Annotated in this window: 18 protein-coding genes; 6 read left to right on the top strand and 12 right to left on the bottom strand. The window is 72.2% G+C overall.

Annotated elements, in window-relative coordinates; translation table 11 throughout:
* Positions 1-446: 446 nt before the first annotated feature.
* Positions 447-1,670: a PP2C family protein-serine/threonine phosphatase gene (locus tag FHX81_RS38280; protein WP_141983319.1), complete on the top strand. Its 1,224-nt coding sequence runs from the start codon at positions 447-449 to the stop codon at positions 1,668-1,670.
* 259 nt (positions 1,671-1,929) lie between these two features.
* Here FHX81_RS38280 and FHX81_RS38285 read toward each other — a convergent pair whose 3' ends face one another.
* The 4 genes from FHX81_RS38285 to FHX81_RS38300 all read right to left on the bottom strand — a co-directional run bounded on the left by FHX81_RS38285 (position 1,930) and on the right by FHX81_RS38300 (position 6,512).
* Positions 1,930-3,033, bottom strand: a complete 1,104-nt coding sequence (locus tag FHX81_RS38285; RefSeq protein WP_141983320.1) for a hypothetical protein — start codon at positions 3,031-3,033, stop codon at positions 1,930-1,932.
* A gap of 24 nt (positions 3,034-3,057) precedes the next feature.
* The gene (locus tag FHX81_RS38290) at positions 3,058-4,614 is read right to left on the bottom strand and encodes a hypothetical protein (RefSeq protein WP_141983321.1); all 1,557 of its coding nucleotides are present in this window, start codon (positions 4,612-4,614) and stop codon (positions 3,058-3,060) included.
* Between the two features lie 507 nt (positions 4,615-5,121).
* Entirely contained in the window at positions 5,122-5,553 is a 432-nt protein-coding gene (locus FHX81_RS38295; RefSeq protein ID WP_141983322.1) for a hypothetical protein, read from the bottom strand.
* Between the two features lie 368 nt (positions 5,554-5,921).
* Positions 5,922-6,512, bottom strand: a complete 591-nt coding sequence (locus FHX81_RS38300) for a TetR/AcrR family transcriptional regulator (RefSeq protein WP_141983323.1) — start codon at positions 6,510-6,512, stop codon at positions 5,922-5,924.
* Between the two features lie 116 nt (positions 6,513-6,628).
* On the opposite strand from FHX81_RS38300, the gene FHX81_RS38305 reads away from it, so the two are divergent.
* Positions 6,629-7,183 carry a hypothetical protein gene (locus FHX81_RS38305; RefSeq protein WP_141983324.1) on the top strand — a complete coding sequence of 185 codons (555 nt, stop codon included), beginning with the start codon at positions 6,629-6,631 and terminating at the stop codon, positions 7,181-7,183.
* A gap of 12 nt (positions 7,184-7,195) precedes the next feature.
* On the opposite strand, the gene FHX81_RS38310 is transcribed toward FHX81_RS38305, so the two are convergent.
* From FHX81_RS38310 to FHX81_RS38320, 3 genes are all read right to left on the bottom strand, one after another.
* Positions 7,196-8,917, bottom strand: a complete 1,722-nt coding sequence (locus FHX81_RS38310) for a serine/threonine-protein kinase (protein ID WP_141983325.1) — start codon at positions 8,915-8,917, stop codon at positions 7,196-7,198.
* A 56-nt stretch (positions 8,918-8,973) separates the two neighbouring features.
* Positions 8,974-11,649 (bottom strand): hypothetical protein, encoded by a 2,676-nt coding sequence (locus FHX81_RS38315; RefSeq protein ID WP_211363694.1) that lies wholly within the window; start codon positions 11,647-11,649, stop codon positions 8,974-8,976.
* A gap of 124 nt (positions 11,650-11,773) precedes the next feature.
* Positions 11,774-13,663 carry a multicopper oxidase family protein gene (locus tag FHX81_RS38320; protein WP_141983326.1) on the bottom strand — a complete coding sequence of 630 codons (1,890 nt, stop codon included), beginning with the start codon at positions 13,661-13,663 and terminating at the stop codon, positions 11,774-11,776.
* A 217-nt stretch (positions 13,664-13,880) separates the two neighbouring features.
* Here FHX81_RS38320 and FHX81_RS38325 point away from each other — a divergent pair, with 217 nt between their 5' ends.
* Complete coding sequence (locus FHX81_RS38325; protein WP_141983327.1) at positions 13,881-15,041, top strand: cytochrome P450; 1,161 nt, start codon at positions 13,881-13,883, stop codon at positions 15,039-15,041.
* 25 nt (positions 15,042-15,066) lie between these two features.
* On the opposite strand, the gene FHX81_RS38330 is transcribed toward FHX81_RS38325, so the two are convergent.
* Positions 15,067-16,275 (bottom strand): hypothetical protein, encoded by a 1,209-nt coding sequence (locus FHX81_RS38330; RefSeq protein WP_141983328.1) that lies wholly within the window; start codon positions 16,273-16,275, stop codon positions 15,067-15,069.
* 56 nt (positions 16,276-16,331) lie between these two features.
* Positions 16,332-16,769, bottom strand: a complete 438-nt coding sequence (locus FHX81_RS38335; RefSeq protein WP_141983329.1) for a hypothetical protein — start codon at positions 16,767-16,769, stop codon at positions 16,332-16,334.
* Between the two features lie 203 nt (positions 16,770-16,972).
* On the opposite strand from FHX81_RS38335, the gene FHX81_RS38340 reads away from it, so the two are divergent.
* From FHX81_RS38340 to FHX81_RS38350, 3 genes are all read left to right on the top strand, one after another.
* Positions 16,973-17,566, top strand: a complete 594-nt coding sequence (locus FHX81_RS38340; protein WP_170232323.1) for a PadR family transcriptional regulator — start codon at positions 16,973-16,975, stop codon at positions 17,564-17,566.
* A gap of 297 nt (positions 17,567-17,863) precedes the next feature.
* A complete protein-coding gene (locus FHX81_RS38345; RefSeq protein ID WP_141983331.1) occupies positions 17,864-18,490 on the top strand; it encodes a hypothetical protein in 627 nt (208 codons plus the stop codon).
* Between the two features lie 169 nt (positions 18,491-18,659).
* The gene (locus FHX81_RS38350; protein ID WP_246108179.1) at positions 18,660-19,430 is read left to right on the top strand and encodes a class I SAM-dependent methyltransferase; all 771 of its coding nucleotides are present in this window, start codon (positions 18,660-18,662) and stop codon (positions 19,428-19,430) included.
* Between the two features lie 744 nt (positions 19,431-20,174).
* On the opposite strand, the gene FHX81_RS38360 is transcribed toward FHX81_RS38350, so the two are convergent.
* The 3 genes from FHX81_RS38360 to FHX81_RS38370 all read right to left on the bottom strand — a co-directional run bounded on the left by FHX81_RS38360 (position 20,175) and on the right by FHX81_RS38370 (position 24,563).
* Positions 20,175-21,179 carry an SMP-30/gluconolactonase/LRE family protein gene (locus tag FHX81_RS38360; RefSeq protein WP_141983332.1) on the bottom strand — a complete coding sequence of 335 codons (1,005 nt, stop codon included), beginning with the start codon at positions 21,177-21,179 and terminating at the stop codon, positions 20,175-20,177.
* Between the two features lie 64 nt (positions 21,180-21,243).
* A complete protein-coding gene (locus FHX81_RS38365) occupies positions 21,244-23,358 on the bottom strand; it encodes a PQQ-dependent sugar dehydrogenase (RefSeq protein ID WP_141983333.1) in 2,115 nt (704 codons plus the stop codon).
* Between the two features lie 392 nt (positions 23,359-23,750).
* Positions 23,751-24,563 (bottom strand): alpha/beta fold hydrolase, encoded by an 813-nt coding sequence (locus FHX81_RS38370; RefSeq protein ID WP_141983334.1) that lies wholly within the window; start codon positions 24,561-24,563, stop codon positions 23,751-23,753.
* Positions 24,564-24,661: the final 98 nt, after the last annotated feature.

Raw genomic sequence — 24,661 nt, forward strand, 5'->3', positions numbered from 1 at the left:
CGTCGAGCGCGGCGGCTCGCCGGCGACCCGACGGCGCCGCCGGGATCATGACCAACCGGCCGGACCCCGGCTCTCCACCGCGGGCACCGGAGCTGCGCCGGCCGGGTCGATGGTGCGCTACACCGACGGCGATCCCACGACGGCAACGCCGACGACGTGGACGCCGCGAAGGTCGGGGACTCCGAAGGCCGGAGCCGGATCCTGCTTTCGGCCCAACCCGGCACCGCCGGCTGAACGACGAGGTCACGCCCGCCGGGCCCCGGGTCCGGCGGGCGGACTCGCCCGATGAGGTGGTCATCTCACCGAGGTCACGGTCCGTTGGCTTGTGGCGGGCATTGCAACTACCGTCTTCACCACGACCGTCTGCTCGGCGCACCCCCCGTGGCCCTGTCACGCCCGTGCTGTTCACTCGGCGCAGAGCCCATCACAGGAAGACGGAGTCGTCGATGACAGACGTGCGGAAGCTGACCCGACGTCTGCGCGTGCTGGAGGCGATCACCGACAGCGCGCTGCGCGAGCTGGACCTGGACAAGCTGTTCGAGGTGCTGTTGCGCCAGGTCCAGGAGCTGTTCGAGGTCGACACCGTGACCGTGCTGCTGGCCGACTCCGGCGGCGGCCAGCTGGTGGCCCGCGCCACCGCCGGCCTGGAGGAGGAAGTCCTCCAGGGCGTCCGCGTGCCGATCGGCTCGGGTTTCGCCGGCACGGTGGCCCGGCGGCGCGAGCCGCTGCAGATCGACCACGTCGACGCGTCCACGGTCGTCAACCCGCTGCTCTGGGAGCGGGGGCTGAAGGTGATGCTCGGTGTGCCGATGGTCACCGACGGTGAGCTGATCGGCGTCCTGCACGTGGGCAGCACCACTTCGCGCCGGTTCACCGACGAGGAAGTGGACCTGCTCCAGCTCGCCGGCGACCGGCTGGCCATGGCCGCGCACATGCACCGCTCCCGGGCCGAGCTGACCGCGGCGGCGTTGTTGCAGGACAGCCTGCTGCCGGGCCGGCTGCCGACCGCGCCGGAGTGGGAGTTCGCCGCGCGCTACGTGCCCGGCGCGGGCAGCGATGTGGGCGGGGACTGGTACGACGCCTTCGAGCTGCCCGGCGACCGGATCGGCGTGGTGATCGGTGACGTGGTCGGCAGCGGGCTGTCCGCCGCCGTGGTCATGGGTCGGCTGCGCAGCGCGCTGCGCGCCTACGCCCTGGAGTTCGACGACCCGGCGGTGGTGCTGGGCAAGCTGGACCGCAAGGCCAGCCACTTCGAGGCGAACACCATGGCCACGGTCGCCTACGCCGTCATCCACCCCGCCTCGGCCCGCGTCGACCTCGCGCTGGCCGGTCACCTGCCGCCCCTCCTCGCCGCCGCCGGCGCGGCGCCCCGCTTCGTCGAGGCCCCGGTCGACCCGCCGGTGGGCCGTGACCTGGCCGTCTCCGGTCGCCGCGGCACGACCGTCGAGCTGCCGCCCGGCGCGCTGCTCGCCTTCTACACCGACGGGCTGGTGGAACGCCGGGAATCGGACCTGGACACCGGGCTGGAGCGGCTGCGCGTGGCCGTCGAGCCGACGGACGCCGAGACGGCCTGCATCCGGATCATGGCCACCCTGATCGGCAACCAGGCCGCGGCCGACGACATCGCCCTGCTCGTGGTCCGCCGCCGTCCCGCAGCGGTCGAGGGTTGACGCGCGACCGCGGGTCGAACGCGTCGCCGCCGGTCTTCCGCTGACCCGTGGGGTTGACCACGACGCCGCCCGTCCGGCGCAGCCGGGCGGTGTCGTCGCGGTAGTGCGGGTCCTTCACCCGGTGGTGGTAGAGGTGGGCGTCGCGCCTCGGTGTTCCCGCCGAAGCGGTTCCAAGACGCCGTGACGTCCGTGCTGTCCTCGTGCAGGGGACGTCGCGGCCCCTGGCCGAACGTCCTCGCACCCGGCGATCAGGCGACGGTCACAGCAGCCGCGACACCGCGAACGACGACTGGCCGCCGAGGGCCCGGACCGCCTGCTGGGCGTTCTCGACCTCCGCCACGCAGCCGGTGAACGGCTCGACGGTGCTCTGGCCGATCCGGCACCCCATCGCCGTCGCCTTGATCGAGATGAAGTCCGCGATCTGCGCGCCGAACAGGATGGGCCGGCCGAGGATCCGGATGTCTCCCACCGCGTAGCCGGCGTCCGGTGGCACCTCGAACATCGCCCGGACCGGGTGGTCGGCATCGCCGCGGACGTAGGTCCAGAACGCCTTCGGGTCGGTGCCGTCCGGGGTCGCCCAGCCGGCTACCGACAGGTCGTCGAAGTACAACCCGACCGGGTTGGCCAGGGCGAGGTCGGCTTTGAGGCGTGCCACGGAGTTCACCACCCCGCCGATGTGCGGGTCGCTGTTGCGCTGCGGCGCGCCGTACTCGCCGCAGGCGATCAGCTCCTGCTCGTCGGTGAGCACCTTCCCGTCGATGCGGCGCACGATGCTGGCGGCGGCGCACAGCTCGATCTCCGCGCCGAGCGTGTTCGAGGCCTGGACCAGGTGCATCGCCCCGTTGACCGTGTCGGTGTTCCACCGGTTGCGCCGGATGTAGGCGCCGGAGCCGTCGAACAGGTCCGCTTCCCGCACCCGGTCGTCCACGTGCTCCCGGTACAGCGCCAGCACGGTCGCGGGGTCGGTCCGGGCGAGCACCTCCCAGTACTCCGGCCCCTCGCAGGTGAAGGTCACCCGGGTGATCCTGCCCGTGCCGTCGCGGACCACGCTCCACTCGCAGTACTCGTCCTGGACGTCGCGCGACCGGTCGGCGGCCGTCCAGCGCTGCCGGTCGGAGGTGGCGCGCACCTTGACCTGCCGGGGGAACGCGGTCCACGTGACGTCCTGGTGGACCGCGTCGTCGGCGGTCGGGGTCCTGGTCAGGTTGTAGTACTGGGCACGGGGGCTGTCGTTCGTGCGGTCGGTGTTGCCCGTGATCGCCCGGTCGGTGGCCTCGGAGATGAAGTCGTGCCAGGCCTGCCGGCCCTCCGCGTCGAGGTCGGTGAGGTGTCCCGGCGGGTCGAAAGCTCGCAGTGGCGGCATGGGAGGGCTCCTTGTGCGGTGGTGTCACGTCTTCGGGTGGACCGAGCCGTCCGGCGCCATCCCGAGCAGTGGCGCGGTGTCGGGGATGGTGGTCCGCGGCACGGTGAGGGTGAACTCCGCGAGCTTCGACCACCGGAACTCCCGGCGGCGCGACTCGGCCAGCCGGACGTAGTCGTCGACGCCCTGCGGGGTGCCGAGGCGGGCGGTGACGGCCCGCACGTAGTCGTCGATCCGCTCGGCGAAGCGGTCCGGCCAGTCGGGCACCGCCCAGTTCGCCGCGAACTCGGCCTCGGGGCAGGCGTCGTCGTCGGCCGCCGCCACGATGGCCTCCGCCAACCGCTCGTCCAGCCCGGTGCCGACCGCCATCGGCGTGGTGGGGCAGTGGGCGAGGAGCCGGGCCCGACGTCGGCTGAAGACCGGGTTGGGGAAGTCGACCATCAGCACGCACGCGACGAACCGCGCGCCGAGGATGCCGGCCTGGATCATCCGGTCGACCACGTGCAGGTCCTCGAACGCGGGCTCGGGCACCACGAACGCGAAGTAGGTGTCGCCCGGCTGCGAGAAGTCGCCCTCGGTCAGCCGGTGGTCGTAGTGGCGGACTCGGTCCAGGTAGGCCGGTGCCGACATGGTCGGGACCTCGAACCCGGCGGGAATGCCGAGGACGTCCAGCAACGCGTCGTTGTGCAGCCAGAAGCCGAGCGGCGGCGTGAACGTCGGCCGGTCGTCGAGGCTGGTGTACTCGGTCGTGCTGCTCGCCAGGTTGACCGTCGTGGTGGTGAACAGCTGCCGCAGCAACCAGTCCGGGTGCTCGATCGTCCCCGACGCGGTGGCCGCCGCGAGCCGTGCGGTGGTCCACCGGTCGACGGCGGCCCGGATCGTCGGTTCCAGCACCTCCGCGTTGGTGAGGAAGGCGAACAGCGGGCTGGTCCGGACCGGGTCGTCGGGCGCGAGGTGGATCGCCGCGCTCATGGAGTGCCAGTGCAGCCACGGCTGCTTCAGCTCCTTCATCACCACGCTGCCGTTGACGTGGCTGTCGAAGCACGCCCGGCCGCGCGACTCGGGCCGCAGCGCGGTGTAGGAGTCGCCGGACCACACCCAGGCCCGGTCGATCCGCATGTAGAAGTTGAACCGGCCGGCCCCGTCGTCCCACGCCGCCACTTGGAGGAACGCGTCCGCGGTGTGGTCGGTGGCACTGGTGCTGATCATCAGGTCCGCGTCCGACCCGCGACCGCGCACGACCGCGAAGCGGAAGTCCTTCACCAACCCCGGCGCGTCCCCGAGCTGCCCGGCCTCGCTGATCAGGTACGACCGCACCGCCGGCACCGCGCCGACCTGGTCGAGGCCGGCCATGACCTCGCCCGCGGTGAGCGGGAAGCGCCCCCGGCGGAAGAAGGTCGTCGCCATGGGATCGCCGAGCGCCTCCCGCTCCGCCGTCCCCATCACCCGCGGCCCGCCGCCGTCCCCGACGTCGACGAACCGGTAGAGGGTGTCCGGCAGCAGCGGGGTGCGCGCCACCCCGTCGAGGGCCCTGACGTCCCCGTACCGTGCCGTGGCGCGCCTGCGCTGTCCGAACTGCGACATCCCACTCCTCGACCGGACGTGGTCTCCCCTCGACCTCCGAGGTGGTCGCCACACCCGCAGCACACGGAACCCGTCGAGTGATGCGCTGCTCGTCGGCGGCCCGGCTTCTGCCCGTCCATAGCCGAAACCGCCTCGCGCCCCCCGGTTTCCCGCCGGTTCAGGCTGCGCGCCGCTGTGCCCTGATCACAAGGACTCACTCGTCGACAACTCGAAAGTGTGAATATCGAGCCGTGTTCGGCGGACCGCGTACGCGAGCCAGCGCAACCGCACCACGCGCGGCCCACCGAGGACTCCCGCGTGTCGAGGTCGACGATGCCGAGCCGCGCGGGTCTTCGGGGCGATCTCGTAGGCGTTGCCCTCACGCGTGTCATCGCTGTCGCGCAACGAGATCGCGGTTCCCCGCGATCCTGCCGCCACGGCGTTCGGGCCACGGAGTCGGGAACGCGCCCGGACCGGTGCGTCACCGTCCACAACGGACCGGTCCGGGCGCACCCCTCGTCGGGGCGGTCACCACCAGGCGGTGGAGTTGCCCGCCGTGCACGTCCCGTTCGCGGGCACCACGTAGCACGCCCGGAAGGCGCGGTTCGGGTTGGAGCTCGTCGGGTAGGCCTGCGTGTAGTTGCGGTTGCCCGCGGTGTAGGTCGAGAAGTCGTCCGCGACGCGGTCGCCGTTCAGGTCGACCTCGAAGCGGATGTACTCGGGCCCGGTGTAGTTCAGGATCCGTCCCCAGCCGTACTGCGCGCCACCGCAGTTGCCGTAGCGGACCTGGACGACCCGGTTGTCGACCGTGCGCTGGACCGCCGTGAGCGGGTTGGTGCACGTCGCCGGATCACTCCACCACGGAGCGGCCGCGCTCGCGGTCGCGGACGTCGCGGTGAACAGCGCTCCGGTGGCCGCGGCGGTCAGCACGACGGCCGCCGCTTTCGTCGTCTTCCTCATGATTTCCCCCTGGTGCCGGTTCTCGAGGCGGTCGACGTCCCGGCCGAGTCCACGCGTCGATTCCGAGCGAGTTCGTCACTCCGGCGCAGCTCGTGTCGTCGCTCCCCAGCCGACATGAGCGCCTTGCCGCCCATTCTCATGGTCGCACCACTGGTGGGGGATTGGCACCAACTCGATCGGGTGAACGGGTAGTCACCGCAGGTGCTGCCTCACGCCCGGTTCACGGATGTCGGGCGAACGAGCGGAGCTCGTCGGGCGCCGGGACGTCGATCGCCGAACCGTCCGCGTTCGCCGACCGTGATCGAGCTCGAGCCACCCGCGCACGGCGACGTACGTGCCCGTGATCGTGCAGCGCGCTTACCGCGAACTCACGAACCCGCCCCCGCGGTGCGCTGCCGGAGCAGGCTTTCGACCCCTTCGAGGAACGTCTCGCAGATCGGCTCGGGGTCGGACAGGCAGCCGGTGGCCATCGCTCCGTCCCGGAGCATGACGACGTGCCGGGCGGCGGGTTCGGCCGGTGCGTCACCGATGCGACCCAGCAGTTCGGTGATCGTGCGCGAGAACCACCGCCGGTGCGCGAGGACGGCTTGGTGCACGGGGTGGGCCGGGTCGGGGTACTCCGCCGCGGCGTTGAGGAAGGCACAGCCCCGGAAGCCGGGGGAGCGGATGCCGTCGGCGATGGACCCGGCGACGGCGCGCAGGGCGTCCGGCGCCGGCATCCCGCGGCCCACGATGGTGTCGACCTGGCTCCGGATGGCCCGGTCCGCCTCCCGCAGGTAGCTGACGATGAGGTCGTCCTTGCCGGGGAAGTGCCGGTACAGCGTCGCGCGGGTCACCTTCGCCTCGGCGACGATCCGGTCGACGCCCACGGCGTGGATCCCCTCCGCGTAGAAGATCCGGGTTGCCGTGGCGAGCAACCGCGACCGCGCTTCGGAGACCTGACCGTGGGCGTTCGTCACGGTCACCACATTAGCAGATAGAACGTTCGTTCTTGACGTGGACGCGGCGCGGCTGCCATCCTTCGGCAAGACCGAACGTTCTCCTCACTCAGTCGCAGCCAGTCGAAGGAGCCCTCGTGACCACCGGCACCGCCACCGCTCCCACCATCGCGCCCGCACTCCGCCGCCTGTACTTCACCCGCTTCGGGTTCGCCCTCGTCTGGGCCGGCCTGCTGGCCACGAGCGCGTCCGAACTCGGACCGGTCAGCGTCACGCTGCTGATGCTCTACCCCTTGTTCGACGTCGCCGCCGCCCTGATCGACGTCCGCTCGTCGCGGACCGCCGAACCCGCGCGGGGCCTGTACGTGAACGTCGCCGTCAGCGGGCTCGCGGCCGCGGGCCTCGCCGTCGCCGCCGCTTCCGGCATCCCGGCGGTGCTGCGCGTGTGGGGCGCCTGGGCGGTCGTGTCGGGCCTCACCCAGCTCGCCGTCGGCGTCGGCCGCCGGGGGCTGGGCGGCCAGTGGCCGATGATCCTCAGCGGGGCCATCTCCACGATCGCCGGAACGGCCTTCGTGCTGCGGGCCGCGCGGCCCGACGCGTCGCTGATCGACCTGGCCGGCTACGCCACCCTCGGCGGCCTGTTCTTCCTCGTCTCGGCGGTGCGCCTGACCCGGTCCGCCCGGACGCGCTGACCCCGGCGGAGGTCACTTGTCGCGCGGGTAGGTCTTCTGCACCTCGCCCTGCAGCGTCGCCTGGAGGTACGCGCCGCCGTAGTCGTCGGCCAGGTACACCCGCAACGACGGAGTCTTGTCGATGATGTCGCAGTCCACGATCACGTAGCGCATGGTCGGCTGGGGTACGCCCAGCTCGCTGTTCGCCCGTTCGAACAACGCGGGCAGGGCGTCCCAGTTCACCTGGTCGAGGTCGAGCACGGCGCGGTCGGCGTCCACCCCGTCCGGGCCCTTCCGGGTGGCCTTGCCGGCGCGGTACTCGAAGTCGTCGAAGCCGTGCGCGACCGCCGCGGTGGGCGCGACGGCGCTCGCGTGGTCCGACCACAGCGTCAGGTCGGAGACCTTGGTGCCGCCCATCGCCTCGACGAGCGCGGCGACGGCGGTGCGCGCGCCGGCCGGGGTGAGCAGGTCGACCTTCGTCGCGTCGGCCGCCGTGGTCGGCGGGTCGACCGGGGCGCCGGTGTTCGCCCGAGTGTCCGCCTGCGTGGTCGTCTTCGTGGTGGACGAGCCCGCGCCGGTGTTCGCCGGGTCGTTCCCGCCGCCCGTCAGCTTGACCACCAGCACGGTCGCCGCGACGACCAGCGCCACCCCGACCAGCGACAGCACCACGGTGCCGGTCCGCTTGCGCGCCACCGGCGGCGCGGCCGGGTAGACCTGCTGGTAGGCGTGGTGGTGCGGCCCGCTCACCGGGAGCCCGCCGCCCGGTGTCGCGCCGGCGGGCATCCCCGCGGCAGGCGTCCCACCGGCGGGCGTCGGCACGGGCTGCGCGTAGCGGTAATGGGGCTGGGGACCGCTCGGCGGTTCCGGGAGCTTCGGGAACCCGGCCGGGGTGGGCGGTCCCACCGGGGGTGCCGGCGCGTGCTCGGCCGCGGCGAACATCCGGTCCAGCACGTCACCGGTCGGTCGTTCGGCGGGGTCGTTGCGCAGGGCCGCGTTCAGCGCGGGCGCGAGGGCCCCGGCCCGGCGCGGCGGCGGCACCGGCTCCGTCATCACCGCGGCGAGGGTGGCCATCGTGCTCGCGCGGCGCATCGGGTGGTGCCCCTCGACGGCCACGTACAGCAGCATCGCCAGCGACCACAGGTCCGACGCGGTGTGCGTCTCGTCGCCGCGCAGCCGCTCCGGGGCGATGTACTCCGGCGACCCGATCACGTCGCCGGTCGCGGTCAGCTGGGTCGCGCCCTGCAGCGCGGCGATGCCGAAGTCGGTCAGCACGGCGCTGCCGTCGGTCCGCAGCAGCACGTTGCCCGGCTTGACGTCCCGGTGCATCACGCCCGCGGAGTGGGCCGAGCGCAGCGCGGCGAGCACGTCCCGCCCGACCCTGGCCGCCTCGGCGGGGGAGAGCACGCCCTGGTCCAGCCGCGCGTCCAGCGACGTGCCGCGAACCAGTTCCATGACGATCCACGGGTACGGCGAGTCGGGCGAGTCGATGATCTGGTAGATCGACACGACGTTCGGGTGCTGCAACCGGGCGAGCGCGCGGGACTCGCGCAATACGCGTTCCCGGAGCTGCGCCGCCATCGCGGGGTTGGCCTCGACCTGGTCGGCGTCGGCCGGACGGACCTCCTTGATGGCCACCTCGCGGTGCAGCCCCAGGTCGAGGGCGCGCCAGACCGTACCCATGCCGCCGCTGCCCAGCCGTTCCAGCAGCTCGAACCGGCCGTCCACGATCCGACCGGCGTGCTCTCTCTCAGACACCGCGTCACGCTAGCAATTGCCCTCCCGAGGCCGGAGAACCGGAGGTCACGTCCGCGTCAGCGCGCACCCGCCGTGCCGTCGGCGACCTCGCCGGTGATCGGGACGCGCGGCGAACCCGGGGTGTTCGTCCCGACCTCGAAGCGGATCCGCTCGACCTGCTCCACCTCCGCGTCGGCCACCGTCAGCACGGAGACCTCCTTGGTCACCTCACCGCGGAAGAAGTAGGCCGTCACCTGCAGCCCGGTGCTCGACAACGGCCGCGAGGGCAGCGGTTCCTCCCGGGAGACGCGTTGGCGGAACCACGTCTCGTCGACGTCCGTGGTGGACAGCTCGACCCCGTCCGGGGCGACCGGCCGACCCGCGACCGTGAAGTTCGAGTCGGTCGGCGAGGACAGGGTCAGCCGCCAGGCCAGGGTGCCGCCCTCGGTGACCGCGCCGGTGACGGGGGTGGCGGTGATGGTGGGCTCCGGGTCGTCGTTCGGCACCGTCAGCCGGTCCGCGTAGCGACCGACGACCGCGCCCCGCACGGCCTTGACCAGCACCACGCGCCTCAGGTCGAAGCTCCACCGCGTGTTGCCGTTGACCTGCACCGGTATCCCGACCTCATGCTGGCCGGGCTCGACCGCCAGCACCTGGTCGGTGTACGAGCGCCCGTCCTCGCTCTGGACGAACACCCGCACGGAGGCCGCGCCGTCACCGGTCACGGAGACCGGGAACCGGACCGTCCGCGTGCCGGAGTCGCCCTCCTCGACGGTCAACGCCCCGACGTCCACGCGGGGCAGCGCCACGGCGTGCGGTGCGGGCAGGCCGGGGGACCAGCCGTGGGCGTCGATGAGCCACGCCTGGCCGGACTCGCCGTGCGGCACGAGCTCCAGCGCGGCGACGCGGCGCAGGTCGACCCCGCGGGACGGCAGCGGCACGCGGACCTCCTGCGCCCAGCGGGCGGACAGCCGGTCGGTGGCCGGCAACCCGTCCAGGGTCACCTGGCCCAGCTCGGCACGCCGTCCCGCGGCGTCGGTGACGGCCACGTCGAACCGCGCGGCCGAGGTGTTCGGCGGCACGGCCAGCCGGAGCGCGAGGTGGCGCGAGCCCGCCAGGGACACCGGCGCCGCCGGGCGCACGGTCGCGGCCTGCCCGGCCGCGGTCCAGCCCAGCGCCACGGCGGACCGGCCGGCTTCCGGCACCATCCGGTTGAACCGGACGAAGTGCGGCGACGGTCGGGCGGCGGCCGGGTCGACGCACGCCGCGACCGGGTCGGCCGAGACCTGGGCGCACACCCGCGCTGACCCGCTCGCCGTCGTCGTCTCGTCGGGCACGACGAACGGGGAACGCGCGCCGCCGACGGCGTGGGAGAGCACGCGGGCCGGGTCGGCGGAGGGCGCGCGGACGCCGGAGCCGTCCAGCAGCGGCAGCACCCGCCGGTCGCCCGCCACGAACAGGCGTGCCGCGGCGGCGATGTACGTCGCGCCGGCGGTCTGCTGCTGCTCGGCCGTCAGGCGGGTCGCGGTCCCCGGCGAGCACACCGCGTCGACCCACGAGGCGGGGAAGTCGTCGTTCGCCGGCGCCTCCGCCTGGCCCGGCGTCCACTCGGTGTTGAAGTAGTTGTGGTTGGCGCCGACGACGTACAACGCGCTGTGCAGCGCCGTTCCCCGGCTCACGCCCCTCGTCGCGTCCACGAAGAGCTGGCCCTGGAGGTCGGACACGTCGCCGTCGCAGCCGGGCAGGACCGTCACCGACGGCACGTCCGGCGCGGGGTTGTGCCCGAAGAGCGTCGGGCCGATCAGGAAGGTGCCCTTGACGGTCCAGCGCGCCGGTCCGGCGCCGGCGGGCGGGGAGAGGCTGTCGACGGCGGCCCGGTTGACGCCCTCGCCGCCGCGCGAGTGCCCGACCAGCAGCACGTTGCCCAGGTCGGCGACGGGCGCGGCGCGCACGACCTCGGGCGCGGTGGCGCGTCCCGCGCCCGCCCAGTCCGCCCACTTCGCCAGGTGCGCGCGGACCAGGGCCGACCGCGCGCCCGCGCCGGACTCGACGTCCAGCGTGTCGTGGGCGTTGATCGCGTTGGCCGACACGGACACCGTCACGTAGCCCTGCGAGGCGAGCAACCGTTGCGCCTGGAGGTAGCCGCGGTGGCTCGGCACCGGCTTGGCGTCCGCGGGACAGGGCCAGTCCAGCAGGCCCTGCGTCCCGTTGAAGCAGGTGATGTGCCTGCCGTGCAGGAAGAGCGCCAGCGGGCGCCTGCCCGGCGCGCCGGTCGGCGCGACGACCACGGCCTGCATCTCCAGCGGGGCCGGGTAGCCGGCCACGGTGATCGGGTCGAGCTGGTACTCCCCGGTGCGCGTGGTGAACGGCCCGGGCCGGCCCGGATCGGTGTCCCCGGCCGGTGCCAACGTGGGCGGTGTGGCGTTCGCCGCGGTCGACGGGGGAGCGGGCTCCTCGACGTCCAGCCGCCGGCCCGACGCCCGGACCTGGAGCCCGTCGACGTCGTCGACGTCGGCCGCGTCCAGGGCGTAGGTGCGCAGGTCGGTGGACGGGCGCGGCACCCCCAGCAGCCGGTCACCGGACCAGAACTCGAGCGCGGCGCCGCCCGGTGGGACCGGGCTGGGCGCCGTCCACGTCAGCCGCGTGCCGGTGACCGCCCAGCCGGCCGGTGGCGGGGTGTCCGCCGCCGGCCGGGCCTGGGCGACCGGTGTGGCGAGGGCCGTGACGACCAACGCGGGTAACAAGAGCCTCATCGCGCGCATGTGCGATCCCCCCTGATCGACCGACGTGCAACCAGTTCTAGCGGTCGCGGGCGCCGGGCCACAAGGTTGGCGAAACTGTTGCGCGCGCCGGTCAGTCCACAGTGGACCGACGTGCTCAGGCCGCGTTGCCGCCGTGGCTGCGGGTGTCGTTCGCCGCCTCGCCGTGGTGGTGCCCGCCGCCGAAGCGGTGGACGTGGAAGCGCGCAGCCTCCGCCGGCATGACGACGAACGGCCGCATCATGCCTTCGTCCTCGTGGTCGAGGATGTGGCAGTGGTACATGAAGTTGCCCGTCGCGCCCGCGAAGCGACCCGCGATCGTCAGCCACTCGCCGGGACCCACCAGGTAGGTGTCCTTCCAGCCCTCTTCCTGCGGGTCGAGCGGCCGGCCCGGACCGGGCGCGGGCAGCGGCGCGGTGGTGCCGCCCGTGGCCACGTCGAACCCCGTGACGTTGCCGGTCGCGGGGTCCCTCGGGTACTGGTCGCGGGACAGCGCCTGGAACTGCGTCATGTGCACGTGCATCGGGTGCGCCGGTCCGCCGAGGTGGATGAAGTTCCACACGGCCCAGCGGTCGTGGTCGATGAACACGCTGGTGGTGTCGTCGAAGAGGCTCGCGACCCGCTCGAACGTGCGCACCCGCCCGGTGTGCGGATCGGTGAGCTGGATGATCCCTGGCGCGGGCCCGTCGCCGGGCGGTCGGTCGGTGTCGGTGAGCTCGCGCAGCTCCCACATCTGCGGGTGGCCCTCGCCCGCCGTGCCGGGCGGTACCAGCGCGATGAAGACGTGGTCGTGGTCGTCGGGGACCGTGGTGCCGTGGTGCAGCCGCACGTAGGAGGTGGACAGCACCTCCGGCAGCCGGAAGCGGTCGTGCCGGTCGCGGTCCTCCACCCGGAACTGCAGGACGGACGGCTCCGGCGCCGCCGTCGGGTGCGCGTTGGTCAGCCGCACCCGCCTGCCGCGCAGCCGCGAGAAGTCGACCAGCAGGTCGACCCGTTCGGCCGGGGCCACCACCAGGCCGCCGGCCGGCAGCGCGGCGGGCGCGGGCAGCAGGCCGCCGTCCGTGCCGATCTGCCGCGCGGCGTCGTCCAGCGGCTCACCGGTCTCGTCGTCGACCAGGCGCAGCTGGTAGGTGCGCGCGTTCGAGGCGTTGACCAGCCGGAACCGGTACCAGCGCGCCGCCACGTCCAGGTGCGGCCAGATCACGCCGTTGACCAGGGTGAACGGGCCGGTGAACGGCAGGTGCAGCACCTGGCCCGTCGGCGTCGTCAGGTAGGGCACCTTGTAGAGCAGCTGCCCGGTCAACGCGCCCGACGCGTCGGTGTCGAGGTTGCGGTCGGTGATCACCAACGGCACCTCGTGCTCGCCCGAGGGCAGCTCCAGCGCGTCCTCCTCCTCGTCGCGGACGAGGTACATGCCCACCAGACCCGCGTGCACGTTGAAGCGGGTGATCGCCATGGCGTGGTCGTGGTACCAGAGCGCGGTCGCCTGCTGCCGGTTCGGGTACTCCGTGAGCTGCGAGCCCTCCTTGAGCACCGCGTTGTGCGCCCACCCGTCGTTGCCGCCGCCGGTCAGCGCGCCGTGCAGGTGCACCACCGCCCACGACGGCAGGTCGGACACCCCGTCGACCGGCTCGACCCCGGCGGGCAGCGCACCGTCCGGTGCGCGGAACCCCGGGCTGTTCTGCGGCCCGGACGCGAGCGGCGCCCGCACCGCGACCAGCGGCATCTTCCCGTCGACCTCGTTGGTCCACGTCACCCGCAACCGACGGCCGCTGCGGGCCTCGATGGTGGGCCCCGGGAAGTGGCCGTCGTAGGCCCACACGGCGGTGGGCGGCAACTGCGAGTGCAGGCGCACGGCCGTGCGGACCATGGTCACGGTGAGCGCGTCCTGGTGCCACCACGAGTGGGGCCGGATCACCGGCGGCACCCGCAACGGGTCCAGGAACCTGGTGAGGCCGAACGTGGGCCCCTCGGCAACGGACGTGGGCGTGCTGATGAGATCGGTCATGAGAATCGCCCCCCCCGGGCATTGCGAACCGCGCGCTGCCCACCCGCCCCGAAGGGCGGGTGGTGCGCTTTCCCCCTCGCGCGGGTTCCCGCTCCCCAACCGGAACCCGTGACACTGGTTAGGAGCGCGGTCGACGGCCGTGGATACCTCCCGGCGGAACTTCCCGGCCGCATACTGGTCCGGGATCAGCACCGCCGCCGGGGGGGAGAGGGCCGCCGTGAACGCTCGCAAGGTCGATCGGGGTGCGCCCGGGGCGGGCTGTCCCGTGCACCGGACGCACGACGGGACGTGGCAGGTCGACGGCTACGCGGCCGCCCGCGCGTTCCTGCGCGACCACGGCACCGTCCAGGCCGGTCTGGGCGTGGAGACCACGGAGAACTTTCCGCGCCGGATCCGCCGCCCCGTCCTGTACCGCGACGGGCCGGAACACCGCGAGCACCGCAGGCAGACCGCGCGGTTCTTCACCCCTCGCCGGGTCGACGAGGCCTACCGCGCGGTGATGGAACGCGTGGCCGACGAGCAGGTGGCCCTGGTGCGCGAGGGGCGCGTGGTCGACCTCGCCGACCTGAGCTTCCAGGTGGCCGTGGACGTCACGTCTGCGGTGATCGGGCTGACCGAGAGCAAGCCCGGGATCAGGCGACGGCTGGACTACTTCTTCCCGGAGGAGTTCGGCGAACCGGGGTTCACCAGCCTGCGCGGCCTGTACTGGGTGTGGCGGCAGCTCCGGGGCTGGTCGGCGATCTACTTCGGCGACGTCCGGCCCGCGGTGCGGGCGCGCCGGGCGCACCCGCGGGACGACCTGATCTCGCACCTGCTCGCCGAGGGCTGCACGTCGGCCGAGATCCTGGGCGAGTGCCTCACGTTCGCCGCCGCCGGCATGGTCACCACCCGCGAGTTCATCGTGGTGGCGGCGTGGCACCTGTTCACCGACGACGGGCTGCGGTCCCGCTACCTGGCCGCCGAGGAGCCGGAACGGCTGCTGGTGCTGCACGAGGTGCTGCGGCTGGAACCGGTCATCGGCCACCTGAAGCGCCGCACCACCCGCGACGTCCGGGTGCACGACGTCACCGTGCCGGCGGGCTCCCTGGTTCGCGTCCAGCTCGACCACGCCAACCTCGACACCGCCGTGGTCGGCGAGCTCCCGGCGGCCGTGTGCCCCGGTCGGCGGCTGGCCGACGGCGGCAGCTCGACCGGCTTGTCGTTCGGCGACGGCCCGCACAAGTGCCCCGGCTCGCACGTCGCGATGCTGGAGTCGGACGTGTTCCTGCACAAGCTGCTGTCGCTGGAGGGCATCCGGATGGTCCGGCCGCCGCGGGTCGCGTTCAAGGACGAGATCGCCGGGTACGAGCTGCGCGGCCTGCACGTCACCACCGGCTGACCCCGCCGTCGACGACCACCCGCGACTACGCCGAGGTGACCTCGGGCGGTCGCGGGGTCCCGATGTCGGCGAGGTGGCGCCGGACGGCGGCGATGTAGTCGGCGGGCTCCTCGGCGTCGTACGCCAGCACGACGGCGCGCCCGTCCTTCTTGAACGTCACCACGGCACCGGGCCCGGGGTCGCGGCCGAGTCGGTAGCCGGCTCGGTCGCCCAGCGCGACCCGGAAGTCCTCCCACGTCTCCTGGCGGTAACCCTTCATCCGGTTGCCCCACCGGATGCCGCGGGCCCGGTACGCGGGCGGCGTGAAGACGAACAGCCTGCGGTGCGCGCCCAGCTCCCTGATCACCCGGAACTCGTAGCGCAGCTCCGGCCAGTCGCCCGGGGCCATGATCACGCACCGGGCCCCCGCGACCAGTTCGGCGAACTGCTCGCGCCACGAGTCGTCGGTGGCGTAGTGGCGGTCGATCCCGTCGGGCGGGAGGTAGTCGCGCGGGTTGCCCAGGCCGTACCCGCGCCCGAGCTCCTTGGCGATCGCGGGCGCGAAGAACTCCTCGAACGACATCGGCTCCCTGCGGCGGCCGAAGACCTTCCTCAGCTCGGGCCGGTCGCGCACCTCCTGCTCGTCGCGGCGCCGGAAGCCGAACAACCGCCGCTCGTTGCCGAAACCGCGGATCCACACCACGGCCGGCCGCGGGTCGACCGGCGGCCGTGCGTCGATGCGGTCCGCCCGCCGCGCCGCGGACTGGCACAGGATGGCCACCAACGCCATCGGCAGGAACAGCCGCGTGCCGACCGTCGTGGGTTGGCCGTTCAGCAGCAGCACCCCGATCACCAGCACCGGTATCGCCACCGCGACGTTGCCCAGCAACCGGAACGGTGCCCGCGGTCGCCGCCGACGACCGGACCGGACGGGTCGCGCGGGCAGGAGGAGGACGATCAGCCCCGGCCCGGCCAGCGGTGCCACGACCACGAGCGCGGTGGCGAGGACGACGGCGACGACCGTGCCGCCGACCCCGCGGCCGGGCACCGTGACCGCCGCGACGAACGCCCCGCCGACGAGACCGGTGAGGCAGGCCGTCATGAGCACGATCGGCGTGATCGGCCCGGTGTACCCCTTGCCCTGCGCCCGCCGCCACAACCGCATGAACGTCGTGAACACGAAGAAGAACAGCGCCCCCGCCACCACCGCACCGACCAGGACCACGACCACCGCGAGCACCACGCGGACCGCCATCCGACCACCTCCTCCCTCCGGGCACCACGACGGTGCCGTGACCGGGCGGACGACCGTCAGCGTCGTCCGAGGCGTCCCAGCAAGCTCAGCACCTTGATCAGGACGACGAGGACCAGGGCTGCGCCGACCACTCGCAGCAGGATGTCTCCGAGGTCGGTGTCCTCGTCCGGGTTCGGCTGGAGCGGTCGGGGACCGAACGCCTGCAGCATCTGGTCCCTGGTGGCGGATCGGCTGACCCCGTTGAGGGTGACCACGACCTCGTCCACTTCGTCCGGGTAGGTGTCCCAGACGAGGCGGGCGATCTCGGCGCCCTCGTCGGTGGTCGAGGGTTCGACGGCCATGACGGTCACCGTGTCGAAGCCGCTGGTGCTCATGATGTGGCCGACCCCGACATCGGTGTAGCCCGCCTCGACGATGCGGGATTCGAGCGCCTCCATCTCGGCGACCGGGAAGCACCCCGCCGCCGCGAGGACGCCCAGCAGGACGCCGAGCAATCGTGGTAACCGCCTACGGGCTGGACGTCTCACGCCGGAGCGGCACGGGGAAGCCGACTCGGTGGCGCGGATGAGCGGTGCCTGGACCATGGGACACCTCGCATTGGATGCTCCGTTCCGGAGTATGTCTATACTCCGGAACGGAGCATCGAGCAAGGTCGGGGGAGGCAGGTTTGGCCGGTCGGACCAAGAAACTCACCACGGTGTCGTACGGCATCCTGGGTCTTCTGGGCCTGCGCCCGCACACGCCCTACGAGATGGCACGGCAGTTCAGCCGCAGCGGCACGTTCTGGGCCTCGGCGGAGAGCGTCGTCTACAACGAGCCCAAGGCCTTGGTGGCCCACGGCCTGGCCACGGCGGCGACCGAGACCAACGGCGGCCGGCGCCGCACCCGTTACTCGATCACCCCGGCGGGCCGCCGCGAACTGCGCCGCTGGCTGGCCGATCCGGCCGTCGAACCGCAGTTCCAGTTCGACGCGATGATGAAGATCCTCTTCTCCGACCTCGGCGACAAGGAAGACCTGCTCGGCGCGATCAAGGCCATGCGCGCCTGGGCCGAACGAACCCAAGCCGGCGCGGCCGTCATCACGCACGACTACACGACCGGCACCGAGCCCTACCCCGACCGCGCGCACATCGTCGGCCTGACCCAGGCCTACCGGGTGGGACTGGCCCAGATGACCCTCCAGTGGGCGGACTGGGCCGAACGCCAGGTCCGGAACTGGCCCGACACGCGCAGCGGCCCCGATCCCACCGACCTGCTGACCCACCTGGGCACCGGCCGTACACCCTGGTAGCACGACAACCGTCGAGCCCGACCACGCGGGGACGCTCGCTCGTCGGCATGAGCGCGTGTTCGTCGTAGTACCCGAACAGCACGCAGGATCGGGCAGTATTGCGATGTGAACGACGGCTCCCTGCCCCGCGGTCCTGGACACGAAGATCCAGTCGACGTCGATGAGACGTCGCGTCCTCTGGGCGGTGGCCCGACCGTCGGACAACGCGCGCGGGCGACCTCGGACGCAACGATCCTGCAAGCGGGCCGGGATGTGAACGTCACCTTCAACCGCGCCGACGATTCCACCAGGCCGGGAATGCGGTCGCCGCAACGGATCGCGATCGCTGTGGTCGCGGTGATCGCCGTCGCGGCGACGACGGCCTTCGTGACCGCTTACCTGCGCGGCGCCCTCGACCGCACCTCGGCCGGATCGCACTCGCCGATGAACACGAACACCGCTGCGGCGAGCCCGTCCTCGTCCCGGCCGCACTCGTCCGTCCAGTCGTCGGAGCCCAGGCCGGACACGTCCATCGGCGAGCCCGAGCCGACCGTGACGAAGAAGGGGTACCGGCTCAAGCCGTCCTCGGACGTGCGGACCAACGACATCGACAAGGTCGACCTGGACACGGGCTGCCCGGGCTGGGGTCCGACCTCCATCCCCGTGGGCCGCAAGCGGTGCGGGGAGCTCGCGGACCTCATCGTCGAGCCCTACGGGTTGCACGCGCCCAACGACCAACCCCTGCTCGCACCCGTGGACGGCCTGGCCACCCACACGTCGTGCCGTGACCGGACTGACGGCGTCGGCACGATCCTCCTGGAGGACCTGCACGACGGGGCGCAGTTGTGCGTGTGGACCGACAAGCACAGCATCGCCGCGGTCCACGTCGACTCGGTCACCGAGACCGGGGAAGTGGTCATCGACTACGAACTCTGGAAACCCTGACCGCCCACCCCACCGACACCCACGCCCGCGAGCCCCGTCCTGTCATCGGCATGTGCAGGCGTCGCCGGAGCGCTTCCTCCGCGGCATGAGGGGACGCGTTGTCTGCGCGAAAACCGTTGGTGACCGATCTGCCCCGCTGATGTACTGATGGCCACCGAGAGTCTGCCGCGTGACGGAGGTAGTTGTGAGTGGCTACAACGGGCTCGCCGAGGTGTACGAGTGGCTCATCTCAGATGCGAAGCTGGCTCCGGCCGGGTTCGCTTCGTCGTTCGATGACGTCCTCGGTCTCCTGCCGTCGAACGCTCGCGTCATCGATTGTTCGTGCGGGACCGGACAGTTGGCGGTTGGCCTCGCCGGTCTTGGCATGCGCGTTGTCGCAACCGACGCCAGCGAAGCGATGGTTCGTCGGACTGCGGAGCTGTCCGAGGAGCTCGGGGCATCTGTCCGGACAGTGCGGGCGAACTGGCATGAGTTGTCCGACCATTTCGATGACGACACCTTCGACATGGTGTTCTGCGTCGGCAACTCGCTGCACCATGCCGAGGGCGCGCGAGGCAGAGTTGCTGCTCTGAAGTCGATGTCACGGCTGCTGCGCCGTGGCGGGCACTTGGTACTCACCTCCCGCACTTGGGAACTCGTGAGGGCCAGAGGTTCCCGACTGGACATCGGTGACCGACTCGTCCGTCGGAACGGTCGCGATGCCGTCGTGGTCTACCGCTGGGACATCGCGCCGAACTGGGAGGATGAGCACCACATCGAGATCGCGATCGCGCAAGTGGACACCACCGGGTCGGTTCTCGTCCGCTCGGAACTGCTGTCGAGCTGGCCCTACCGACACGAAGAACTCGAAGCCGAGTTGCGCCGGGTCGGACTCCGGACGGAAATGAGCACGTTCAACCTTGAGGCCGAGAACTACATGGTGGTGGCGAGCAAGGTGTAGACAACGGCCTCTCGGTCCCTGGCCGGACCGCGCGGTTGCAACCAGGAAGCTTGCGTCCTCTCATCGGCATGGGAGTGTGACGTCCGACATCGGGGGAACCTCAGGGCTGGTGGCAACGTTCACGTCGGATCGATCACCCTGCTCACGATCCACGCATGCTCGCCGACTTGCCGGCCGGTGGTCACCTCGGAGATGGCCTCGACGGGGACACCCCCGGCCTGGCTTGGGCGAGCGCACCTTCTAGCGCCGCCCGTGTGACCCCTGACCGCGATGTCGCGGGTCAACGTGAAGCAGGTGATCCGCCAGTCCGCACGCGGCGGCGTGTCCTTGTCGTACTCGCGCTCATGCTTGATGGCAGGCAGGTTCTGGGAACTGCGGTACTGGCACCATCACTGCGCGAGGCTGGGCCGTGCGCTCCTGGGAGCATGGTTGCCATCGTGTCGGTAGATCGGCGATCTGGAGGAGCGATGCCGGAGGGGTTACCTCGCCAACCGCGGCGCTGAACGGCCCACTGCCTGAACTCACGTGGAAATCGCCGCGCGAGTGCACACACCGTCCTCACCCTCGAGACCGGTCAGTGAGGTCTTCGAGGCAGGTCTCGTCCTCGTGCACCACGCCGGCCCTCGCCCGTCGCGGCACGATGGCGCAGTAGACGCATTCCTGCGCCGCCGATGCCGCGTGAGGTGCCATGCGCGTGATGGTTCCAGCGCGCCCACCCAGGAGCTACTCGCGGCACCACGTCGGTCAGTAGGGGTTCCCCGGCACGTTGAGGCGCACCTGGTAGAGGCCGAACGAGCCGGGCACACCGGACGTGATGTAGAGCGTCCGACCGTCCGGACCGCCGAACGCCGCGTTGGTGGCGTTGCGGCCCGCGGAGATCGTGCCCAGCCGGGAGCCGGACGGGGAGAAGACGTGCACGAGGCCCTCTTCGTAGGACGCCCAGTACAGGTTGCCCGCGCAGTCGACGGTCGCGCCGTCGGGCGTCCGGATGCTCGCGAGCGTCGTGCGGTTGCCGGTCGAACCGTCGAACGCCACGGCGTACTTGACGATCGAGTTGCTGCCGCCCACGTAGAGGGTCGTGCCGTCGGGCGACAGGACGACGCCGTTGGGCTGCGACAGCGTGTCGTCGACGAGCCGGACCACCCCTTCGCGGACGCGGAAGACGCTGGTCCGGCCGTTCTGCTCGTCGGCTCGGTTGCCGCGCTGGAAGTTCGGGTCGGTGAAGTAGGTGGTGCCGTCCCGGCCGGTGGTCAGGTCGTTCGGCGAGTTGAACGCCCGCCCGAGGTAGTTCGCCGCGACGGTGGTGCGGCTGCGGTCGGTCAGGTCGTAGGAGGAGACGGTGCGGTTGTCGTGGGTGGCGGCGAGCAGCCGCGTGCCGTCGGGGGTGACCGCCAGGCCGTTGCTGCCGGAGGCGGCGATGAACGTCTCGAACGTGGCCGGCGGCGTGAACCGCAGCACGGAGGACGGTTGCACGCCCTGAGGGCCGGTGGGGTTCTGCATGTTCGACAGGAACAGGCTGCCCGTCCGCTGGTCCCACGCGGGCCCTTCGAGGAAGTTGAACCCTCCCCGGACGAGCTGGGACGTCACCGCACGGCTCGGTAACGGCGGTCCGTAGGTCGCACCCGGGATGCATGGCGACGCCGTGGCCGTGGCAGCGGACGCCACGGGCGTCACCGCGCCCGCGATGGCGACGGCCACCGCCGTGAGCGTCCGCACGCGGCGGTGGCGTGGTGTCGTGCGGTGGGTCATGGAGGTTCCTTCCGCGATCGGCGGGAACCGCGGGGCGGCGCGGTCGCACCGCCCCGCGGCCGGGTCATCGGCCGAGTTCGACCTTGAGGATGCTCTCGTTGCTGTTGTTGGCGATGCTGTCCTTGTCACCGCGGGTGCTCGTGGTCAGCCAGAGGCCGCCGTCGGCGGACGGCTCCACGGTGCGCAGCCGCCCGTAGGTGCCGGTGAGGTACTGCTGGACGTTGGTCAGGCCGTCACCGGAGATCTCGGCCCGGTACAGCCGCGCACCGCGCAGGCACGCGATGTAGAGCGCGTCGCGGACCACGGCGATGCCGCTGCACGAACCCTCGGCCACGGGGTAGGTGCGCTTGGGCGCGACGAAACCGGGCCGGCCGCAGTCGCCGGTCGTGCCCTCGCACGCGGGCCAGCCGTAGTTGCCGCCGCGCACCACCAGGTTCGTCTCGTCCATGACGGAGTTGCCGAACTCCTGCTCCCACAACCGACCCTGGGAGTCGAAGGCCAGGCCCTGCGGGTTGCGGTGGCCGTAGCTCCAGACCGGGGTGCCGAAGGGGTTGTCCGACGGGACGCTGCCGTCGCGGTTGACGCGCAGCACCTTGCCGGCGAGGTTGTCGAGGTCCTGCGCCCACTCGCCGTTCTGCCCGTCGCCGGTGGCGACGTAGAGCTTGCCGTCGGGACCGAAGCGCAGCCGGCCGCCGTTGTGGTACTTGTTGCGCGGGATGCCGGTGAGCAGCACCTGCGGCGTGCCCGTGAGCGCGCCGCCGGTGTAGCGGATGCGCACCACCCGGTTGTCGGTCGAGCTGGTGTGCATGACGTACACCCACGGGTCGGCCGTGAAGTCGGAAGCCACGGCGATGCCCAGGACCCCGCCCTCGCCGTCCGTGCCCGCCGCGTTCGGCACGCGCCCGACGACGGTCTTCGCCCCGGTGGCGGGGTCGAGCCGGACCAGCTCGAAGGTGTCGCGGCGGCCGAAGAGCACCTGGCCGTCGGGCAGGGTGGTCAGACCCCAGGGCAGGTCGGTCTCGGTGGTGACCCTGGTGACCGAGCACAGCGCCGTGGCGCACGAGCCGCCGGTGGTGACCGCGACCGCCGTGCTCGCGGCGGACCGGTTCGCCTGCGCGTCACGCGCCCGCACCCGGTACTCGTAGCGGGTGTTCGCGGACAGGCCGCTGTCGGTGAACGTCGTCGTCGAGGCGCCGCTGGTCGAGCCGACCTGGGCGCCGTCGCGCAGCACCTCGTACCCGGTGACGCCGACGTTGTCGGTCGCGGGGGACCAGCGGACCGTGACCGAGGTCCCCGACGCGGTCGCCGTCACGCCGGTGGGGGTGCTGGGCGGGGTGGTGTCGGCCTGGCACTGCGGCACGGTGATCGTGACCGTCGAACTGGCCTGGGAGACGTTGCCCGCGGCGTCACGCGCGTTGACGTACAGACCCCAGGTGGCGCCCGGCGAGACGGTCAGGTCCGCCGACAGCGCCGTGCCCGGCACCGAGGTCATGAGCTGCCCGTCGTGGTAGATGTCGTAGAACGCCACCCCGACGTCGTCCGCGGACGCCGACCACGAGAACGTCACCCCGGTGCACGTCAGGTTGGAGGTACGGGGGTTCGCGGGTGTGGTCGGCGGTGTGGTGTCCGCGCCGAGCCGGACCAACTGCCACTGCTGCCCGACACCACCCGTGTCGGGGAGCTGGACGACCCGCGCCCCGTCGGCGGTGGAGTTGTCCAGCACGCTCACGGCCTTGCCACCGGCGCGGTTGAGCAGGCGCACGGAGCCGCCGGTGGTGTCGGCCAACCGGAACTGCTGCCCGGCGAGGCCTGCGTAGGTCGTCTGCACCAGGCCGGCGCCGTCCGCGGTCGACGGGAAGCTCAGCACCCGGCCGCTGTGCCGGGACCTGATCCGGTAGTAGCCGCCGCCGGAGTCCACGAACTGCCACTGCTGCCACGCGCCGTCGTTGCGGGTGTACTGGGCGATCCGGGCGCCCTCGGCGGTGCTGCGCCCGTACACGTCCAGCACCTTGCCGCTGTTGCGGTTGACCAGCACGTACCAGGCGCTGGTGTCCACGGTGGCGGCCGACGCGGCGGGCACCGGGAGCACGACGCCGAGGACCGACAGCAGCACCACCGCCACCGCCCCGAGTCGCGGGCGGGACACGGCGTTCTTCCTGGTCGCGAGGGGATCTCGCATCGTCTTCCTCTCACGGGATGCAAGGACAATCGCCTTGTTATCGCTAACAAATGGAAGGCGGCGGAAGGCCGCGTCGACGGCGGTCGACGTGCACCGAAGGGGCCTGGCGGAAGGGTGACTACACGTGCCGGGCGACGGTCGCGGAGCGGGGCGTGCCCGGTCTCGTGCCGAACGAGAACGACCCGGATGCCTTTCGCGCACGTGGATCCATGCTTCGCCTCCTTGCGAGCAGGGTGCGTTGCGGTCACCGCCCCGTGCCGGGTCAGCACGAATTGGGAGCGTTCCCAGATCGCACCGTAGCGCAACGCGATCGCCGACGACAAGCCTGACCGCAGGGTTACCCGGTTCTCGTTAGCGCTAACAAGCAATGCGTAGCGGCGAGCGCGGTCACGTCAGCCGCACAGGAAGTCGACGACGGCCGCCCGGAAGGCGGGGCTGCCGATCGCCGTGCCGTGATCACCGGCCACCACGCACGACCGCGCGCCGGCGATGGCGTTGGCGAGGACGTGGGGGCGTGCGGCGAGCGGGTCGTCGTCACCGGCGATGACCAGCGCGGGCGCGGTGATGGCCGCGAGGTCGATGCCGGTCCGGTGCGCGGCGCGGGCCTGCGCGGCCAGGGAGGGGAAGTCGGCTCCGGTCGCGGCGGCGAACGCGACCAGGCCGGCGACATCGGGTGGCAGGGCGTCATCGGGCCTGCCCGCCAGCAACGCGTCGGCGAGGACGTCGTTGGGCAGCACGCGGGTGTCGACGCCACCCACCTCGACCACCCCGGCCCCGACCCCGCCGACGACCAGCCTGCGCACCGAGTCCTCCTCGGCCGCCGTGATCAGGGCGATCACGGCCCCCATCGAGTACCCGACGAGGTCGACCGCGGGCACGCCCAGGGCGGTGACGACCGCCCGCAGGTCGCGGGCCATCCGCGGCTCGCCGTACCGCGCCGGGTCCGGCGACTTCGCGGACGCGCCGTGACCCCGGGCGTCGACGCCCACCACCACGCGCCCGGCCGCGGTGAGCGCCGCGACCGTGCCGTGATCGGCCCACTCCACCAGCGTGTGGGACGAGAAGCCGTGCTGCAGCACCACCGGCACGGGGTCCGGGTCCACCCCGGCGTCGGGTTCCCAGCGGTGGTGGGCGATCGCGGTGCCGTCGTCCACCACGAGGACGGCGGTCCGCGGTGCGACGACGGTCCGTTCGACGTCGGCCATGGGGTGCCTCCGGGAAGTCCTCAGCGGTGCCGGCGGGTGGCTCCGGCGCGGACAACCGTACGTCGCATTGCCTCCCGCATCGACCTCGCCGTCGTCCT

Source organism: Saccharothrix saharensis, from assembly GCF_006716745.1.
Taxonomy (GTDB): domain Bacteria; phylum Actinomycetota; class Actinomycetes; order Mycobacteriales; family Pseudonocardiaceae; genus Actinosynnema; species Actinosynnema saharense.

What these genes read in the sequence shown, in the direction of transcription:
- FHX81_RS38295 (WP_141983322.1), bottom strand. Translation starts at nt 5,553, where the DNA reads ATGAGGAAGACGACGAAAGCGGCGGCCGTCGTGCTGACCGCCGCGGCC.
- FHX81_RS38320 (WP_141983326.1), bottom strand. Translation starts at nt 13,663, where the DNA reads ATGACCGATCTCATCAGCACGCCCACGTCCGTTGCCGAGGGGCCCACG.
- FHX81_RS38315 (WP_211363694.1), bottom strand. Translation starts at nt 11,649, where the DNA reads ATGAGGCTCTTGTTACCCGCGTTGGTCGTCACGGCCCTCGCCACACCG.
- FHX81_RS38360 (WP_141983332.1), bottom strand. Translation starts at nt 21,179, where the DNA reads ATGACCCACCGCACGACACCACGCCACCGCCGCGTGCGGACGCTCACG.
- FHX81_RS38330 (WP_141983328.1), bottom strand. Translation starts at nt 16,275, where the DNA reads ATGGCGGTCCGCGTGGTGCTCGCGGTGGTCGTGGTCCTGGTCGGTGCG.
- FHX81_RS38285 (WP_141983320.1), bottom strand. Translation starts at nt 3,033, where the DNA reads ATGCCGCCACTGCGAGCTTTCGACCCGCCGGGACACCTCACCGACCTC.
- FHX81_RS38280 (WP_141983319.1), top strand. Translation starts at nt 447, where the DNA reads ATGACAGACGTGCGGAAGCTGACCCGACGTCTGCGCGTGCTGGAGGCG.
- FHX81_RS38365 (WP_141983333.1), bottom strand. Translation starts at nt 23,358, where the DNA reads ATGCGAGATCCCCTCGCGACCAGGAAGAACGCCGTGTCCCGCCCGCGA.
- FHX81_RS38345 (WP_141983331.1), top strand. Translation starts at nt 17,864, where the DNA reads ATGCGGTCGCCGCAACGGATCGCGATCGCTGTGGTCGCGGTGATCGCC.
- FHX81_RS38290 (WP_141983321.1), bottom strand. Translation starts at nt 4,614, where the DNA reads ATGTCGCAGTTCGGACAGCGCAGGCGCGCCACGGCACGGTACGGGGAC.
- FHX81_RS38370 (WP_141983334.1), bottom strand. Translation starts at nt 24,563, where the DNA reads ATGGCCGACGTCGAACGGACCGTCGTCGCACCGCGGACCGCCGTCCTC.